Origin of the sequence: Streptomyces corynorhini (assembly GCF_003346515.1) — a bacterium.
Lineage (GTDB): Bacteria > Actinomycetota > Actinomycetes > Streptomycetales > Streptomycetaceae > Streptomyces > Streptomyces corynorhini.
In genome coordinates, this window is sequence record NZ_QQNA01000100.1 from 1 (window position 1) to 18,059 (window position 18,059).

The window sequence follows — 18,059 nt, forward strand, 5'->3', positions numbered from 1 at the left end:
GGGCACGGGAGGGGGTGGGGGCTTGGTTTTACGGGTGTGCTTGCGTGGGGACGGTGAGGATTTCGGCTCCGTTGTCGGTGATGGCGATCGTGTGCTCGCTGTGCGCCGTCCGGCAGCCTGTCGCGCTTCGGAGGGTCCATCCGTCGGTGTCCGTGACGAGTTGAGCGGTGTCCGCCATCACCCACGGCTCCAGTGCCAGCAGCAGCCCGGGGCGCAGTGTGTATCCCCGGCCGGGCCGGCCCGTGTTCGAGATGTGCGGGTCCTGGTGCATCGTGGAGCCGATGCCGTGGCCGCCGAACTCGGTGTTGATCGGGTAGCCCGCCTTGCCGAGGACCGTACCGATCGCGTGGGAGAGGTCACCGACGCGGGCGCCGGGCCCGGCGGCGGCGATTCCCGCGGCCAGCGCGCGCTCGGTCGTCTCGATCATCGCCACGCTCTCCGGGGGCCTCGCGTCGCCCACGATGAAGCTGATGGCCGCGTCCGCGGCGACACCGCCTTTGGTGACGGCCAGGTCGAGCGTGAGGAGGTCGCCGTTGGCGAGCGGGTAGTCGTACGGCCGCCCGTGGAGTACGGCGTCGTTCACCGCCGTGCAGATGTAGTGGCCGAACGGACCGCGCCCGAAGGACGGCGCGTAGTCGACGTAACAGGAGACCGCGCCCGCCTCGATGATCATGGCCTTGGCCCACCGGTCGATGTCCATGAGGTTCGTGCCGACCGTGCTGCGGCTCTTGAGCGTCTGCAGGATGTCGGCCACCAGGGCGCCGGAGTCTTTCGCTCGGGCCAGTAGCGTGGGGTTCAAGATCTCGATCATGCGGCGTCCTTCTCGCAACCAATAACTATACCGGCCATACTGTACCGGTACTTGAATTGGGTTTCGCTCACGCCCGCAGGAGGGTGCGGGAGCGGCCCGCACAACTGGTGGTTGTGCTTCGGCGCGGGGCGGTTGTTTGATCCGGACGCCCGTCGCTCGCTTTGATACCGGTGGTCGGCGGATGGTCGTGATCGGCGAGAGGTGCCTCGGGCATGGCGGGCAGGCGGGCGCTGGGCAGGCGGTTCGGGTGGTTGTGGGCGGCGTTCGCCGTCAGTTCGTACGGCACCGGGCTGGGGTTCGGGGCGTTCCCCCTGATCGCGGTCCTCGTACTGCACTCCGGGCCGGCCCAGGTGGCGGCGCTGGCCGCCACCGGGCGGGTGGTGGGGGCTCTGGTGGCGGTGCCGCTCGGGCCGTGGGTGGAGTTCCGCCGTAAGCGGCCGGTCATGATCGCGATGGATCTGGCCCGGTTCGGGGCGCTGATGACCGTCCCGCTGGCCTTCCTGCTCGGGCGGCTCGGCTTCGCCCAGCTCCTCGTCGTCTCGGTGGTCGTCGCGGCGGCCGACATCGGCTTCAGGGCGGCCTCCGGCGCGTATCTGAAGGCTCTCGTCGCGCCGCGGGACCTGCTGGTCGCCAACGGCAGGTTCGAGGCCACGACCTGGACCGCGACCATGGTCGGACCGCCGCTCGGCGGGGCCGCGATCGGGCTGTTCGGGCCGGTGGTGACCGTGGTCGCCGACGCCGTCAGCCATCTGCTGTCGGCGCTGGGCCTCCGCGCCATCGGCGGTGGCGAGCCGCGCCCGGTGCGGACCGGCGCGTCAGGGCCGCGGGCGGGCGAGCTGGTGGAGGGGTGGCGCGGCGTGCTCGCCCACCCCGTGCTGCGCCCGCTGTTCTTCAACGCCATCGTCGTCAACGGCCTGATCATGGCCTCGGGGCCGCTGCTCGCGGTACTCCTGCTCGACGGTCTCGGGTACGCGCCCTGGCAGTACGGGCTCGTCTTCGCGCTGCCGTGCGTCGGCGGTCTCGTCGGCTCGCGCCTGGCGCCCCGGCTCGTGGCGCGGTTCGGGCAGCACCGGGTGATGCTCACCTCCGGCGCGCTGCGCGCCTGCTGGCCCCTCGGGCTGGCGTTCGTCCAGCCCGGTGCGGCCGGGATGGTCCTCATCATGGCCGTCCAGTTCGGCCTGGTGACGTGCTGCGGCGTGTTCAACCCGGTCCTGGCCACCTACCGGCTCGACCACACCGACACCGACCGGGTCGCCCGTACGCTGTCCGCCTGGTCGATCAGCAGCAGCCTCGCCATCGCGGCCATGACCGCGGGGTGGGGACTGCTGGCCGCCGTCACCGGCACCCGTACCGCGATCGCGATCGCCGGAGTCCTCCTCCTGGCGACGCCGCTGCTGCTCCCGCGCCGTGCGGGCGCGCCGCGCGGCGAGCCGTCGGTGCTCGCGGGTTGACCCGCCCGCCCTGCCGGCGCGCGATCAGGAGGCGACGCTGCGTGCCCGGCATAGGCTGACGCCATGACCGAGAGCTGGACACCGGCCGACGGCGTTCTGGAGCTGCCCTCCGGGCGCCTGGTCCGAGGACGCGGCCTGCGACGCCCGCCGCCGGGCGGGGAGTTGCCCACGTACGGGCTGTATCTGCTGGGCAAGCCGCCGCCCGAGGTCGAATGGGAGGCGCGCTGGCTGCGCTGGCCGGACTTCCGGCTGCCCAGCAGCCCCGCGGACGCGCGCGAGATGCTCGGCGAGGCGTGGCGGCGGGCGGCCGTCGAGCGCGTGGAGGTTGCCTGCGGCGGCGGGCGGGGGCGTACGGGGACGGCGCTGGCCTGCGTCGCCGTCCTCGACGGGGTGCCGGCGGACGAGGCGGTCGCCTTCGTACGCCGGCACTACGATCGCCGCGCCGTGGAGACGCCCTGGCAGCGGCGGTACGTGCGGGGCTTCGCCCGCTGACCCGGGCCTCAGCGGCAGAGCGCCGTGTCCACCGCCTGCTCCATCTCCTCCACCTCGGCCAGGTCGGTCGGCAGGACGGTGACCGCGATGTTCACGGAGCGGGCGCCCTTCTCCGTGACCCCGCCCCGGGTCTCGTAGCCGAAGATGTCGCCGCCGTGCCCCCAGTAGAAGCCGCCGCAGGACAGCGGCTTGCGCATCAGGCCGAGGCCGTAACGCGCACCGGGCGTCGGGTCCTCGGCCGGTACGGTTGTCTTCATCTCGGCGAGCTGGGCGGCTCCCAGCAGCTTGCCGCCGAGCAGCGCCGTGAAGAACCGGTTCATGTCGCTGTTGGTGGAGACCATCGCGCCCGCCGCCCAGCCCCACGACGGTTCCTGCGTCGAGACGTCGAGCAGCGGCGCGCCCGGCTCGTCGGCGTGGTAGCCCTTCGGGTGCTTCTCACGGATCGTCATCTCGCCGACCTGCGGGAAGTAGGTGTGCTTCAGACCGGCCCGCGCGACCACACGCTCATTGATCACCTCGGCGACGGGCCGCCCCGTGACCTTCTGGAGCAGGAGCCCGGCCACGACGTAATTGGTGTTGCTGTACTCCCACTTGGCGCCGGGCGGGAACGACGCCTTGTCCTGGAGGGCCAGGTCGAGCAGTTCGCGCGGCTCGACGTAGCGGTGCCGGAACGACGCGAAGTCCCCGACGATGTGCTGGGTGTACTCGGGCAGCCCGCTGGTGTGCTGGAGCAGCTGCCGTACGGTGATGTTCCGGCCGTCGATGCCCTCGCCCCTGATCAGGTCCGGCAGATACGTCTCGATCGGCTCGTCGAGACCGATCGTGCCCTCCCCGACCAGTTGCAGCACCGCGACCGCGGTGAACGTCTTGGTGTTGCTGGCGATCCGTACCTGTCCGTCGGCGGGCACCGGGGACTTCGCCGCCAGGTCCCCGTACCCGGCGGTGAAGGCGCCCGTACGGCCGTCGCCCTCCCGGGTCCCGGCCAGTGCGGCCGGGCGCTTGCCCCCCTGCACGAGCCCGTCGACGACCTTCCGCATCGTCCTGTCGCCGGAGTCCGTGTGGTGATCGGTCCGCGTGGTCGTCGCCGTGGCGTAGGTGGCGGGCATCGCCACACCGGCGATCAGTGTGAGGGCGGTCAGTGTGGCGGCCCTGCGACGGCGGGCGGGGGTGGTGCGGTCGGACATGGGAGCACTCCTTGAGGACGGGCCGGACGCTCGTTCACCGGCCGGTCCTCAGCATGTTCGAGACGCGTACGGCGCCGTAATCCCGTCAGCTGCCGTATGAGGGGGGTGCTGGCCCCACCCCCTCACGCCTTCAGATACGCCAGCACCGCCAGCACCCTGCGATGGCCCGCGTCCGTGGTGGGCAGCCCCAACTTGGTGAAGATGTTGCCGATGTGTTTGTGCACGGCGCCGCCGCTGACCGTGAGCAGAGCGGCGATCGTCGCGTTGGAGTGCCCCTCCGCCATCAGCCCCAGCACCTCGCGCTCCCTCGGCGTCAGGCTGCGCAACGGGTCGTCCGCCCGCCGCCGCAGCAGCAGTTGGGCGACGACCTCCGGGTCCATCGCGGTGCCGCCGTCGGCCACCCGGTGCAGCGCGTCGAGGAAGTCGGTGACCTTCCCGACCCGTTCCTTCAGGAGGTAGCCGACCCCGCCCGCGCCGTCGGCCAGCAGCTCGGTGGCGTAACTGTCCTCGACGTGCGCCGACAGGACGAGCACCGCCAGCCCCGGGCGGCGCCCGCGCGCCTCGACGGCGGCGCGCAGCCCCTCGTCCCGGAAGGTGGGCGGCATCCGTACGTCCACCACCGCGACGTCCGGAAGGTCGGCCTCGATGGCGGCCAGCAGGTCGGTGGGGTTGTCGACGGCGGAGGTGACCTCCATGCCCTCGGCGCGCAGCAGGTGGGTGAGGCCCGCTCGCAACAGGGCGTCGTCCTCGGCGATGACGATACGCACGGCTCATACTCCTAGAGGGATGTCGGCCCGTAGGACCGTGGGTCCGCCGGGTGGGCTGTGGAGCCGGGTCGTGCCGTCGAAAGCGGCGACGCGGCGCTGGATCCCGACCACTCCCGAGCCGCTCGTCCCGTCGGCGCCGCCGTGACCGTCGTCGGTGACCTCGACGGTGAGCCGGTCGCCCTCGGTGCGCAGGGACACGGTGATCTGCCGGGCCCCGCTGTGCTTGACGGCGTTGGTGAGCGCCTCGGCCACCACGAAGTAGGCCGCCGCCTCCACGGCGGCCGGTGCCCGGGGCAGCTCCTCGGCCGCCTCCAGGGCGCAGGGGATCGCGCAGTGCGCCGCCAGCGCCGCGACCGCGCCGCGCAGCCCCCGGTCGGTGAGCACGGGCGGGTAGATCTGCCGTACCACCTCGCGCAGTTCGCTGAGCGCGTCGCCTGCCGCGTCCTGCGCGGTGCGGATCATCGGCAGTGCCGACTGCGGGTCGCGCAGCAGCGCGCGTTCCACCATGCCCAGGTGCATGACGACGGCGACGATACGGTTCTGTGTGCCGTCGTGGAGGCTGCGCTCGATCCGGCGCAGCTCGGTGCCGTGCGCTTCGAGCGCGGCCGCCCGGGTGGCGGTGACCTCGGCGAGGCGCTCGACCAGGGTCGCCCTCCGCGGGGCGAGCCGCGCCGCCGAGAGCCGCGCGTACCACCGGGCCATCGGCGGTACGAGGAACGCCCCGGCCAGGCCGTATCCGGCGGCGGTCGCCAGCGCGAGGCCCGCGTCGCCCCACGACCGCACCGGCTGGTCCAGCGTCGTGGTGGCCGAGGGGAGGACCGGCCAGAGCGCGGCGGTCAGCACGTTCTGTACGACTCCGGCGGGCGACGCCACCGCCAGCACCCCGGTCAGCAGACCGAGCGTGGCGTGGAGCGCCAGCCAGCCGACGTCCCGGCGGGTGCCGGGGCTTGTCAGTACGGCGCCGATGTCGTCGCCCTCGGGCGGCGGCGGAGCCGGCACGGCCGTCCCCAGATAGCGGCCGGTGCGGCGGCGTTCGTACGCCGCCAGCCCGCGGGCGGCCAGCGCGGTGCGCGGCAGCAGCGGCAGTGTGACGATCGGCGCGACGCTCAGCATCAGCCCGGTGAGCAGGAACCACGCGGCCGTGCCGGTGCACGCGCCGACCGCGAGGAACTTCAGTTCGGCGAGCCGGGGCAGCCGCGGCCCGCGTACCGCGTGGTCTGTCACTGCGCGCTGCCCCCGGGCCTCTGAGGGAGCCCGGTGGTGGAGTGGGCTCCACCACCGATCATGGCATGTACGGGATGGTCCGGGCCGACGCGTCCGGCCTACCTTCGCTCCATCGGAATCCATCGGAATCCATCGGGAACCAGTGGCGAAGGAGCGGACCATGAGGGCAGGGCCGGCAGGGGCGGCGCGGCGGGCGGTGGCGGACATCGGCACGGCCGACGGCTTCGCCGTCCGGTTGGAGGCCGCCACCGCGGTCTACGGAACGGGCGCCGCCGCCGTCACCGCCCTGCACGAGGTGAGCGCGGGCGTCCCGCGCGGCGCGTTCACCGCCATGATGGGGCCCTCCGGCTCGGGCAAGAGCACCTTCCTGCACCTCGCGGCCGGTCTCGACCGGCCCGCCTCCGGCCGGGTGCTGCTCGGGGAGACCGATCTGAGCGGGCTGTCGGAGACCGCCCTGACCGAGCTGCGGCGGACCCGGATCGGCTTCGTCTTCCAGGCGTACAACCTGATCCCCGCACTCGGCGTCCTCGACAACATCACCCTGCCGCTGCGCTTCGCGCGGCGCCCCGTCGACCCGGCGTGGCTGGCGCGGATCACGGACGCGGTCGGGATCGACGGGCTTATGGGGCGGCGCCCCGGTGAGCTGTCCGGCGGCCAGCAGCAGCGGGTGGCGATCGCCCGCGCCCTGGTGACCAGGCCCGACGTGGTCTTCGCCGACGAGCCGACGGGCGCGCTCGACACCGGGACCGGCGCCCAGGTGCTGGGGCTGCTGCGGGAGCTGGTCGACTCGCTCGGCCAGACCGTCGTGATGGTCACCCACGACCCGGTCGCCGCGGCCTACGCGCACTTCGTGATGTTCCTCGCCGACGGCCGGATCGTCGACCAGCTCTACGCGCCGACGGCGCGGTCGGTGGCCGCGCGGATGGCCGGGCTGGGGGAGCGATGAGCGGCCTGTCCTTCGCGGCGCGGTCGGTCCTGGCCCGCCGCGCCGAGTTCGTCGCGTCGTTCCTCGCGGTGCTCGGCGGCGCCGTCCTGGTGACCGCCTGCGGGGTGCTGCTGGAGTCGGGCCTCTTCGCCGGGATCGCGCCGCAGCGCTACGCGGCCGTCCCCGTCGTCGTCGGCGCCCGGCAAGCCGTCGTCGCACCGCAGGAGGAGGGACCCGACACCGTCGAGCCGCTGCCCGAGCGGGCGATGCTGCCCGCCGGGCTGGTCGGGAAGATCGCCGCCACCCCCGGCGTCCGGAACGCCGTCGGCGAGGTCAGCTTCCCGGCGACGGTCGTGACGGCCGACGGCGCGGTGGTGAGCGCGCCCGGCGACGGGCAGACGCTGGGCCACGGCTGGGGCTCGGCGCCGCTGACGCCGTTCGCGCTGCGCTCCGGCCGGGCCCCGCGCCTCCCCGGCGAGGTGGTGCTCGACGCGGAGACCGCCGCGCGGGCGGGCGCGGACGTCGGGGCGCGGATCCGGATCGCGACGGCCGAGGGCGCCGTACCGTACCGGGTCGTCGGGGTGGCGACCCCGCCGGACGGGGCCGGACTGCCGCGCCAGAGCGCGCTGTTCTTCACCGACGCGCGGGCCCGCGAACTGTCCGGGCACCCCGGCGCGGTCGCCGCCGTCGGCGTCTTCACCGACCCCGGTGTGACCACCGGCGGCGCGGACGGGCTGATCGGACTCGTGCGCGCGCTGACCGGTTCCGACACGGCCGCCGACCGGGTCGCGGACACCCTCGCGGACCAGGGGTACGGGGAGCGCGCGGTGGTACGGGCCGGTGACGCGCGCGGCGAGGTCGAGTTCCTCGGCGCCGCCCGCTCGCGCACCGTGCTGTCGGTGGTGGCGGGGTCGTTCTCCGGGTTCGTGCTGATGATCGTCGCGCTGGTGGTGGCGGGCACCCTGTCGCTGATGGTGCATCAGAGGCGGCGTGAGACAGCCCTGTTGCGCGCCGTGGCGGCCACCCCGCGCCAGGTGGGCGGGATGCTCGCCACCGAGACACTGCTGGTGTCGGGCGCGGCGGCGCTGCTGGGCGTCGGGCCCGGCTATCTCGCCGCGCGGCTGCTGCGGGACGCCTTCGCCCGCATCGGGGTGATCGAGGAGGGCTTCGCGCTGTCCACCGGCCCGGTGCCCGGCCTGGTCGCGGTGCTGCTGTGCCTCGGCGCGGCGCGGCTCGCGGTGTGGGCGGCGGCCAGGCGCCAGGTGCGGGTGCGGCCCGTCGAGGCGCTGCGGGCGTCCGCCGTCGAGACGCCGGAGCTGGGGCGGGTCCGGATCGCCGGCGGATACGCGATGCTGGGCCTGGCGCTGATCGCCGTGGCGGCCGTACCGGTCCTGCCGCCGAACCTCGCGGTGGTGCCCGCCGGGCTCTCCTCGATGCTCGCCCTCATCGGGGTCGCGATGCTCGGCCCCCGGCTGATGGCCGCGCTCACCCGGCTCGGCGCCGCGCTGCTGCCGCGCGGCGCGGCCGGGTTCCTCGCGGCGGCCAACAGCCGGGCCGGTGCGCGGCGGCTGGCGGCGGCCGTCACCCCGCTCGTACTGACGATCGGCTTCGCGACCAGCCAGTTCTACAGCCAGACCACCCTGGAGGAGGCGACGCGTCACCAGGCCCGCGCGGCCACGGTCGCCGGGCTCGTGGTCACCGGGGCGGGCGGCGGCGTCGCGCCCTCGGTCGCCGAGGCCGCCCGCGAGGTGCCCGGTGTCTCCGCGACGACCCCGCTGGTCGCCACCGAGGTCGTCGCCGTCGGCCGGACCCTCCTCGACGAACCGCTCTCCCGGTCCACCGCCCACGGCATCGACGCCACCGGACTCGACGGAACGCTCGACCTCCCCGTCGCCGTCGGCCGGCTGGGCGACCTGCGCGGTGACACCGTCGCGCTCAGCGAGACCGAGGCGCGCTACCTCGGCAAACGGGTCGGGGACCGCGTCGCGCTCGTCCTCGGCGACGGGACCCGCGCGAAGCCCCGCGTCGTCGCCGTGTACCGCCCCAACCTGGGCTTCGGCGATGTGCTGCTGCCCGCCGCCACCGTGCTGCCGCACACCACCGACCGGCTCGCCGACGTCGTGCTCGTCGCCCTGGCACCCGGCGCGGACCGCGCGGCCGTCGCCGCCGCCCTGCGCGCGCTGGAAGCGCGCCACCCGGGGCTGGCCGTCGGCGACCGCGCCTCGCTGCTCGTCGCGCAGGACCACGAGGCGCGCGCCGACGCCTGGCTGAACCGGCTCCTGCTCGGCGTGCTGCTGGGGTACGTGGCGCTGTCGGTGGCCACCACTCTCGTCACCGTCACCACCGGCCGGGCCCGCGAACTGGCGCTGCTGCGCCTGGTGGGCGGCACCCGCCGCCAGGTGGCCCGCATGCTGGCCATCGAGACGGCGCTCCTGTCGGGCATCGCGGTGGCGCTCGGCACGCTGCTGGCCGGCGTACCGCTGGCGGTGCTGGCGCTGTCCCTCACCGGCACCCCGCTGCCTTCGGGGCCGCCGTGGGTCTTCGCGGCCGTCGTCGCGGCGGCGGCGGCGACGGCGGTGCTGTCGGTCCGCGTCCCGGCGCGCGGGCTGCTGCGGGCCCGGCCCCTGGAGGCGATGCGGGCGGGGGAGTAGCGGGCCCGGCCCCGAGCCCGAGGCCCCGGGGGGCCTCGGGCCGGACGCGCGCGGTCAGTTGAACGGGATGCGCACCACCGACTGGTTGCCGACGCCCAGGGTGCCGGCGCCGCCTCCGATGGCGTTCCAGACCTCGATCCGCACCTTGCCGTTGACCAGGTTGCCGTGCGAACCGGTCGAGGACTTCAGCCCCTTGGCCTGCGTGTAGTGCTCGTAGCCCGGCAGCGGGTCGGTGGCGAAGTACTGGTAGGTCTCCGTCCGGTCCCAGACGCCGTCGCCCGTACGGTCGTAACTCACCCTGACCTGCGGCCCGTTGCCGATGTTCGTGCCCGCGTCCACGAACAGGTCGAACTGGGTGGAGCCGCCGTTGTACGTCCGGGTGATCCCGCTCGACGTGAAGACCTGCGGATTGTTCGGCGTCCCGTCGTAGTTGGCGCCGCCCGCCGAGGCGAGTGTGACGCTCGCCGCCGAGCCGGTGGAGTCGCCGAGCCCGGCGCCCGGCCTGGCGTACAGGGTCGAGGATCCCGTCGGGGGCGGGTCCGTCGGGTTGGAGCCGCCGCCGCGCGTCCACACCGCCACGTAGTCGACCAGCATCGGGCGGCCGGGGACGGTCGCGGCCGTCGGGGTCGGGCCGCCCAGCGCGTCCGGGAACGCGCCGCCGATCGCCACGTTCAGCAGGATGAAGTACCCCGCGTGGTCGGTCATGTTGGACCACGAGGCGGCGTCCATCTGGTTCTGCCGGACGGTGTGGAAGAGCTGGTCGTCCACGTACCAGCGCAGCTCGTTGGGGGTGAGGGAGCGGTCCCACTCGAACCGGTAGGTGTGGAAGGCCGACTGGCAGCTCGCCCCGGGGCAGGCGCGGCTGGCGCCGATGCCCGTGGTCTCGTTGCACGGGCCGCCCGGGTTGACGCCGCAGTGCAGCACGCCCCACACGGAGTTGAGGCCGTTGACGTTCTCCATGATGTCGAACTCGCCGATGCCCGGCCAGTTCCAGTAGTTGCCCCGGTAGGGGGAGCCCAGCGCCCAGAAGGCGGGCCAGTAGCCGGACGCGGCGGCGCCGGTCACGTTCGGCATCTGGATACGGCTCTCGATGCGCAGGGTGCCGCCCGCCGGAGCCTTGAAGTCGGAGCGCCGGGTCTCGATCCGGCCCGACGTCCAGTTGCCCGCGCCGTCCCTGAGCGGGGTGATGCGGAGATTGCCGTTGCCGTCGAGGCTGAGGTTGTCGGGGCTCGCGGTGTAGTTCTGGATCTCGCCCGTGCCCCAGTTGCCCGGCCCGCCGGGGTAGCCGTGGCCGGTGTCCGTCTGCCAGTTGGCCGAGCTGGGCAGGGCGCGGTCCGCCCCGTCGAAGTCGTCGCTCCACTGGAGGGTCCAGCCGGGCGCGGGCGGCACGGCGCCCTGCGCGGTGCCCGTCCCGGTGAGGCCCACGAACCCGGCGAGAGCCAGGGTCAGGGGGAGGGCGGCGGCGAGCAGGGGGGTGCGGGCGGTGCGGCGGGTGGTGCGCGGGGGTCCGGTGCGGTTCGTTCTCAAGGAAACACCTCCGGTGCGGAGCGGATGGTGCCGAGGGAGGACCGGGAGCGCTGCTGGCTGAGAGCGCTCTCATCAATCTTGTAGCGGCGGCCCGCCCTACTCGTCAATGGCCATCCGGCGGCCGGTTCCGCGCGGGGCGGCGGCCCGTGAGATTAATTCATGGTTACGACGTTTCGCGCCGCCCGCGGGACTCTTGACGCTGCTGGAGCGAACATCCACACTCCTCCTCATGAACGGTCAACAATCCACAGATCCGGGCGCCGATGCTCCCCGCTGAACGCCATCGCCGTATCTGCGAGGCGTTGCGCGCGCAGCGGATCATATCGACCGAGGACTTCTCCCGCATGCTCGATGTCTCCGCCGAGACCGTCCGCCGTGACCTGGTGACCCTGGAGCGGCGCGGGCTGCTGGTACGGGTGCACGGTGGCGCGACCAACAACGCGGGCGGCTTCGGCGAGGAGGCACCGTTCGACGAGCGTTCCGGGATGGACCGGGGCGCGAAGGCGGCCATCGGGGTCGCGGCCGCGGCACTGGTGCGCCCCGGTCAGACCGTGGTGATCGACGTCGGTACGACGGCGGTGGAGGTGGCGCGGGCCCTTCCGTCGGACTACCGGGGCACCGTCGCCACCTGCTCGCTGCTGGTCGCCGCCGAGCTGGCGGGCCGTCGAGGCGTCGAAGTCCTGGTCAGCGGCGGGCGGTTGCGCGCCGGGGACCTGGTCTGCTCGAACGCGCAGACCCTGGCCTTCTTCGCGGATCTCCGCGCCGACGTGGCGTTCCTCGGCTCCGGGGGAGTGGACGCCTCGGCCGGACTGACCGATTTCCATCTGGACGAGGTGGCCACCCGGCGGCTGATCCTCGCCAACACCGTCCGCTCGTACATCCTCGCGGACGCCAGCAAGTTCGGCCGGGTCGCCCCGCACCGCGTGTGCGGCCTGGAGGACGTCGACGGACTGATCACCGACGCCCGGCCCTCCCCGACGCTGGAGTCGGGAGTGGAGCGCTCCGGCGGCATCGTCGTCGTGGCGTAGCGCCGGGCGGAGCGGACTCCGCCCGGCGCGCCCGTGGTCAGGTGGCGCGGCAACGCCACCCGACCATGATCGAAATCCCAACCTTTCACCGCATAGGAGTCGATCGTGGCCCAGTCTTCCACACCGTCGGAAAATACGACGGTTACCCCATCTGAATCCGACATACCCGCTAGAAAGGGGGCAGGAGTGACGGCGGTGACCGACGCGGGCGCGGGCAGCCCCGACACGGACGCCGCCGCCCCCGCCACCGGCTACAAGCCCCAGTTCGCCCGTACGCTCAGCCGCTTCGAGTCCTTCGCGGTCGCGTTCTCGTTCATCTCCATCACCACCGGCCTGTTCACCACCTACGGCACCGTCCTCGGCTCGGCCGGTCCCGCCGGGATCTGGACCTGGCCGCTGGTCACCCTCGGCACCGTCCTCGTCGCCCTGGTGTACGGCATGCTCGCCAGCCGGATCCCGATCTCCGGCTACAGCTACCAGTGGGCCAGCCGGCTGGCCTCGCCCGTGCTCGGCTGGTGGTTCGGCTGGGTCTCGTTCGCGTTCCTCGCCATCGTCGTGGTCGCCGTCGACTACGGCCTCACGCAGGTCGCGCTCTTCCCGCTGCTCGACATCACGTACACCGCGACCGGCGGCGCCATCGGCACCGTCATCGTGCTGCTCCTGCAGATGTCGCTGATCATCTGGTCCACCCCCCTCACCACCAAGATCAACAACCTGGCGGTGGGCGCCGAGGTCATCGCGATGATCGGCCTGACCGTCCTGATCGCGGGCGCCGTCCTCTTCTTCGGCAAGGGCGACTGGAGCAACCTCGGCTCGTACGGCACCATCTCGGCGGACGGGTACTACGGATTCCTCGGCCCGTTCATGCTCTCCGCGCTGCTCGGCGCCTTCACCCTCGTCGGCTGGGAGTCGGCGGCCAACCTCGCCGAGGAGACGCACAACCCGAAGAAGGTCGTCCCGCAGGCCATGGTCCGCGCGATCCTGCTCAGCGGCGGCATCGGGATGCTCTTCCTCATCGTCATCACGGCGGGCGCCGGCAAGAACGTCGCCGCGCTCACCGCCGACTCGGCCCCCGTCGCCTCCATCATCGAGTCGACCGTGGGCAGCGCCGTCGCCACCGCCATGCTGGTCGTCGTCTGCATCGCCATCTTCGCCTGCGGCCTGGTCATCATGGTCAGCAACAGCCGCCTCGTGCACTCCATGGCCCGTGACGGCCGTGTGCCGTTCGCCGAGACCCTGAGCAAGGTGCCGCGCCCCACCGGCGGCCCGACCTTCGCCACCCTGACCGTCGCCCTCGCCTCCATCGCGATCGTCACCGTCTTCGCGGGCAACGAGGACGCGCTGCCCCAGCTGCTGGGCGCGGGCACGCTGATGCCGGCCATCCTGTACGCGGGCACGGTCGCCCTGTTCATCGCCACCCGCGGCAAGTACACCCCGGCCGCCGACGACTTCCAGCTCGGCAAGTGGGAGAAGCCCGTCGTCGTCGGAGCGGTGCTCTGGCTCGTCACCGAGCTGTGCATCTTCATGATCCCCTCGGACTTCCGGGGCGCCCAGCAGTACGCGCTGGCCACCCTGGTCGTCGGCGGTCTGCTCTTCGCGGTCGTCTGGTTCACCCGCAGGGAGCAGCTCCTGACCCAGCCCAGCCTGGAAGCCGAGGAGCTGTGACCGTCCTCGCCATCGACCAGGGCACCTCCGGGACCAAGGCCCTGGTCGTCGACCCGGTGGACGGGGTGGTCGCCGTCGCCGAGGTGCCCGTCACCCCGGTGTACCTGCCGGGCGGCGGGGTCGAACAGGACCCCGAGCAGCTGCTGGCCTCCGTCCTGGAGGCCGGCCGCCAGGCCCTCTCCAGGGCCGGGGGCCGGACCGTCCAGGTGGTGGCGCTCGCCAACCAGGGCGAGACCGTACTCGCCTGGGACCGGCGCACCGGCCGGCCGCTCTCGCAGGCGATCGTCTGGCAGGACCGCAGGTCGGAGCCGCTCTGTACGGCCCTCGCCGACGACAAGGCCTGGGTCGCGGAGCGTACGGGGCTGGTCCTCGACCCGTACTTCTCGGCGCCCAAGATGGCCTGGCTGCGGCAGCACGTCACCCGGGACGGCGTGGTCACCACCACCGACACCTGGCTCGTCCAGCAGCTGACCGGCGCCTTCGTCACCGACGCGGCCACCGCCAGCCGTTCGCTGCTGCTGGACATCGACTCCGTCGCGTGGGACCCGGAGCTGACGGCGCTGTTCGGCCTGGACGGCGAGGAGCTGCCCCGGATCGTCGACTGCGACGAGATCGTCGGCACCACCACGGCGTTCGGCGGGGTGCTGCCGGTCGCCGGGCTGGTGGTGGACCAGCAGGCGGCCCTGCTCGCCGAGGGCTGCCTCACCCCGTCCACCGCCAAGTGCACCTACGGCACGGGCGCGTTCCTGCTCGCCAACACCGGTGACAAGGCGCTGCGTTCGACGTCGGGGCTCACCTCGTCGGTGGCGTGGCGGGCGCGCGGCGCGACCCCGTACTGCGTGGACGGCCAGGTGTACACGGCGGCCTCGGCGGTGCGCTGGCTCCAGGACCTGGGCTTCGTGGACAACGCCGCCGACCTGGACCGTACCGCCGCGAGCGACCCGCAGGGCGTGCTCTTCGTCCCGGCCCTGGCCGGGCTCGCGGCGCCCTGGTGGCGTCCTGACGCCACCGCCGCGCTCACCGGGATGACCCTGTCCACCCGCCGCGAGCACCTGGTACTGGCGGTGCTCCAGGGCATCGCCGCGCAGGTCGCCGAACTCGCCGCCCTGGTCGCGGCCGACTTCGGCGCCCCGCTCACCCGGCTGCGCGCGGACGGCGGCCTCACCAGGAGCCGGGTGCTGATGCAGGCCCAGGCCGACCTGGCGCAGCTGCCCGTGGACGTCTACCCCTCGCAGCACGCCACCGCGCTGGGCGCCGCCGCACTGGGCCGGCTCGCGATCGAGCCGGAACTCACCCTGGAGCAGGCGGTCCCGGCGTGGACGCCCGGCACCACCTTCGAACCGCTCTGGTCCGAAGACCGGGCCCAGGACCACCGCGCCCGCTGGCGGGCGGCGGTGGACGCCACACTCCCGCAGGAGGAGCCGCATGACTGAACACAGCCCGCCCACCGGCCCCGTCGCCCGGGGGGAGGTGACCGAACAGGCGGACGAGCGGACGCAGAGCGCGTACGACAAGGTGTACGACGTGGCCGTGATCGGCGCCGGGGTCGTGGGCTCGGCGATCGCCAGGGACCTGTCGGGACACGACCTGTCCGTGGTACTCCTCGACGCGCGCGACGACGTCGGGGACGGCACCAGCAAGGCCAACACCGCCATCCTGCACACCGGATTCGACGCCAAGCCCGGCACGCTCGAATCCCGGCTGGTCCGCCGGGGGTACGAGCTGCTCTCCGCGTACGCCGACGAGACCGGCATCCCGGTCGAGCGGACCGGCGCGCTCCTCGTCGCCTGGACCCAGGAGGAGCTGGACGCCCTCCCCGGACTGCGCGACAAGGCGGTGGCCAACGGGTACGAGCACTGCGAGCCCGTCACCGCCGACGAGGTCTACCGGCAGGTCCCGGCCCTGGGACCCGGCGCGCTCGGCGGCCTCACCGTCCCCGACGAGTCGATCATCTGCACCTGGACCACCACCCTCGCCCTGGCCACCGACGCCACGGCGAGGGGGACCACGCTGCTGCTCGGCCACCGGGTGGCGGGCGCCCGGCGGGTGGCGGGCGGCTCCGGCGAGGAGGGCGCCGGGCCCGGCGAGGACGTCACCGTCCTCGCCACCCCGCGCGGCCGGGTCACCGCCCGCTGGGTCGTCAACGCGGCCGGTCTCGGCGCCGACGTACTGGACGGGCTCTTCGGCCACGAGCGGTTCACCGTCACCCCGCGCCGGGGCGAACTGCTCGTCTACGACAAGCTCGCCAGGCCGCTCGCCGACCGCATCGTCCTGCCGGTGCCCAGCTCACGCGGCAAGGGCGTGCTGATCAGCCCCACCATCTACGGGAACGTCATGCTCGGCCCCACCGCCGAGGACCTCACCGACCGCGGCGACACGGGCACGTCGGAGTCCGGCTTCGCCTTCCTCCTCGACAAGGGCGCGCGGCTGATGCCCACGCTGCTGGAGGAGGAGGTCACCGCCTCGTACGCCGGGCTGCGCGCCGCCGTCGACCACGGCGACTACCTGATCGAGCCCTCGGTCGACCAGGGCTATCTGCTGGTCGGCGGCATCCGCTCCACCGGACTCACCGCGTCGCTCGCGATCGCCGAGCACGTACGGGGCGTCCTCGCCGAGGCGGGGCTGAAGGCGGCCGTACGCCTCGACCTGCCGGAGCCGCCGCGCATGCCCAACCTGGGCGAGGCGTTCCTCAGGCCGTACGAGGACGGCGCGCTGATCGCACAGGACAGCGCCTACGGACGCGTCGTCTGCTTCTGCGAGCGCGTCACCGAGGGCGAGATCCGCGACGCCTACCTCTCGCCGCTGCCGCCCGCGGGACTCGACGGGCTGCGCCGCCGCACCCGGGCGACGAACGGGCGCTGCCAGGGCTTCTACTGCGGAGCCCGCGTCGACGCCCTGGTGGCCACCAAGGGCGGCACCTGTCAGGAGGCGGCCGAATGAGCACGTCGCACACCCCCGGGGCCGCCGACTACGCGGCCCTCGCCGCGGAGCTGGCGGCGACCGCCGCCGAGGCGGCCGCTCCCGAACTGCGCGCGCCCGACGTGGTGATCGTCGGCGCGGGCCCCGCCGGGCTCACCGCGGCCGCCGAACTCGCGCCCGCGCTCGGCACCGGACGGGTCCTCGTCCTGGACCGCGAACCGGCGGCGGGCGGCATCCCCCGCCACAGCGACCACACCGGTTACGGGGTCCGCGACCTCAAGCGGGTCCTCACCGGCCCCGCGTACGCCCGTACGCTCGTGGACAAGGCCCTCGCGGCGGGCGCCGACATCCGTACGGAGGCCACCGTCACCGGCTGGTCCGGCGACCGTTCGCTCGACGTCACCACCCCGGACGGCCTGCTGCGCGTCGACGCCCGCGCGGTGATCCTCGCCACCGGGGCCAGGGAGCGTCCCCGCTCCGCCCGGCTCATCCCCGGCGACCGGCCCTCCGGCGTGTACACGACGGGGCAGCTGCAGAACCTCGTCCACCTCCACCACCAGGAGGTCGGCCGACGGGCCGTCGTCGTCGGCGCGGAGCTGGTCAGCTGGTCGGCCGTGCTCACCCTGCGCGAGGCGGGGTGCCGGACGGTGCTGATGACCACCGAGCACGAACACCCCGACGCGTACGCGGCCTTCCACCTGCCGGGCCGCGCCCTGCTGGACGGGCGGCTGGCGACCGGGACCAGGATCACCCGGATCATCGGCCGCGGCAGGCTGCGGGCCGTGGAGGTGGAGGAGACCGCCACCGGGCGGCGGCACACCGTCGAGTGCGACACGCTGATCCTGACCGGCGACTGGATCCCGGACCACGAGCTGGTCCGCACGGGCGGACTCGACCTCGACCCCGGGACGAAGGGGCCGCTGGTGGACACCGCGCTGCGGACCAGCCGCCCGGGGGTCTTCGCCGCCGGGAACCTGCTGCACGCGGTGGACACGGCCGATATCGCCGCGCTGGACGGGCGGCACGCCGCGCGCCACGTCCGGCTGTGGCTGGACGGGCACCGGGCGCACGAGGTCTCCGTACCGATCGTCGCCGACGCCCCGTTCCGCTGGGTGGCCCCCGGGCTGCTGCGGATCGGCGACCCGGCGCCGCCGCGCGGCCGGCTGCTGCTCTGGACGGACCGGCTGGTGCGCGCACCGAAGGTGACGGTACGTCAGGGGTCCCGGACGCTCAACCGCAGGACGGTGCCCTGGCCGGCGGCTCCCGGGCGGGTCTTCCGGGTGCCCTGGAACGTACTGCGCGATGTCGATCCGAAGGGCGGGCCGATCCGTATCGGGCTGTGAGGGCGGATCGCGCGAGAAGGAGAACGGATCGCGCGCGAAGGGGAGCGGATCGCGCGAGAAGGGGAGCGGGGC

At 73.7% G+C, this 18,059-nt stretch carries 14 protein-coding genes; 9 read left to right on the forward strand and 5 right to left on the reverse strand.

Annotation, left to right across the window (positions count from 1 at the left end; all coding sequences use genetic code 11):
- Window positions 1-28: 28 nt before the first annotated feature.
- A complete protein-coding gene (gene map / locus DVH02_RS14175; protein WP_114624168.1) occupies window positions 29-811 on the reverse strand; it encodes a type I methionyl aminopeptidase in 783 nt (260 codons plus the stop codon).
- A 212-nt stretch (window positions 812-1,023) separates the two neighbouring features.
- On the opposite strand from map, the gene DVH02_RS14180 reads away from it, so the two are divergent.
- Window positions 1,024-2,262 (forward strand): MFS transporter, encoded by a 1,239-nt coding sequence (locus DVH02_RS14180; RefSeq protein ID WP_114624169.1) that lies wholly within the window; start codon window positions 1,024-1,026, stop codon window positions 2,260-2,262.
- A gap of 63 nt (window positions 2,263-2,325) precedes the next feature.
- Window positions 2,326-2,754: a protein-tyrosine phosphatase family protein gene (locus tag DVH02_RS14185; protein WP_114624170.1), complete on the forward strand. Its 429-nt coding sequence runs from the start codon at window positions 2,326-2,328 to the stop codon at window positions 2,752-2,754.
- Window positions 2,755-2,762: 8 nt separating this feature from the next.
- On the opposite strand, the gene DVH02_RS14190 is transcribed toward DVH02_RS14185, so the two are convergent.
- From DVH02_RS14190 to DVH02_RS14200, 3 genes are all read right to left on the reverse strand, one after another.
- Window positions 2,763-3,938, reverse strand: coding sequence for a serine hydrolase domain-containing protein (locus DVH02_RS14190; RefSeq protein ID WP_114624171.1), 1,176 nt, complete (start codon window positions 3,936-3,938; stop codon window positions 2,763-2,765).
- Window positions 3,939-4,060: 122 nt separating this feature from the next.
- Window positions 4,061-4,705, reverse strand: a complete 645-nt coding sequence (locus DVH02_RS14195) for a response regulator transcription factor (protein WP_114624172.1) — start codon at window positions 4,703-4,705, stop codon at window positions 4,061-4,063.
- A 3-nt stretch (window positions 4,706-4,708) separates the two neighbouring features.
- Window positions 4,709-5,929 (reverse strand): sensor histidine kinase, encoded by a 1,221-nt coding sequence (locus tag DVH02_RS14200; RefSeq protein WP_158575885.1) that lies wholly within the window; start codon window positions 5,927-5,929, stop codon window positions 4,709-4,711.
- A gap of 160 nt (window positions 5,930-6,089) precedes the next feature.
- On the opposite strand from DVH02_RS14200, the gene DVH02_RS14205 reads away from it, so the two are divergent.
- Window positions 6,090-6,875 carry an ABC transporter ATP-binding protein gene (locus DVH02_RS14205; protein ID WP_114624195.1) on the forward strand — a complete coding sequence of 262 codons (786 nt, stop codon included), beginning with the start codon at window positions 6,090-6,092 and terminating at the stop codon, window positions 6,873-6,875.
- Window positions 6,872-9,505: an ABC transporter permease gene (locus tag DVH02_RS14210; protein WP_114624174.1), complete on the forward strand. Its 2,634-nt coding sequence runs from the start codon at window positions 6,872-6,874 to the stop codon at window positions 9,503-9,505. The genes DVH02_RS14205 and DVH02_RS14210 overlap by 4 nt, the downstream gene beginning before the upstream one ends.
- A gap of 54 nt (window positions 9,506-9,559) precedes the next feature.
- Here the strand turns inward: DVH02_RS14210 and DVH02_RS14215 are convergent, their stop codons facing one another.
- Window positions 9,560-11,032: a glycoside hydrolase family 16 protein gene (locus tag DVH02_RS14215; RefSeq protein ID WP_199566278.1), complete on the reverse strand. Its 1,473-nt coding sequence runs from the start codon at window positions 11,030-11,032 to the stop codon at window positions 9,560-9,562.
- A gap of 263 nt (window positions 11,033-11,295) precedes the next feature.
- Between DVH02_RS14215 and DVH02_RS14220 the strand changes: the two genes are divergently transcribed.
- The 5 genes from DVH02_RS14220 (at window position 11,296) to DVH02_RS14240 (ending at window position 17,987) form a co-directional block, all read left to right on the forward strand.
- Window positions 11,296-12,060 (forward strand): DeoR/GlpR family DNA-binding transcription regulator, encoded by a 765-nt coding sequence (locus tag DVH02_RS14220; protein ID WP_114624175.1) that lies wholly within the window; start codon window positions 11,296-11,298, stop codon window positions 12,058-12,060.
- A gap of 186 nt (window positions 12,061-12,246) precedes the next feature.
- Entirely contained in the window at window positions 12,247-13,725 is a 1,479-nt protein-coding gene (locus DVH02_RS14225; protein WP_114624176.1) for an amino acid permease, read from the forward strand.
- Entirely contained in the window at window positions 13,722-15,158 is a 1,437-nt protein-coding gene (locus tag DVH02_RS14230) for an FGGY family carbohydrate kinase (protein WP_114624177.1), read from the forward strand. The genes DVH02_RS14225 and DVH02_RS14230 overlap by 4 nt, the downstream gene beginning before the upstream one ends.
- Window positions 15,151-16,665, forward strand: a complete 1,515-nt coding sequence (locus tag DVH02_RS14235; protein ID WP_114624178.1) for an NAD(P)/FAD-dependent oxidoreductase — start codon at window positions 15,151-15,153, stop codon at window positions 16,663-16,665. Before DVH02_RS14230 ends, DVH02_RS14235 begins: the two co-directional genes overlap by 8 nt.
- A complete protein-coding gene (locus tag DVH02_RS14240; RefSeq protein WP_114624179.1) occupies window positions 16,662-17,987 on the forward strand; it encodes an NAD(P)/FAD-dependent oxidoreductase in 1,326 nt (441 codons plus the stop codon). Before DVH02_RS14235 ends, DVH02_RS14240 begins: the two co-directional genes overlap by 4 nt.
- Window positions 17,988-18,059: the final 72 nt, after the last annotated feature.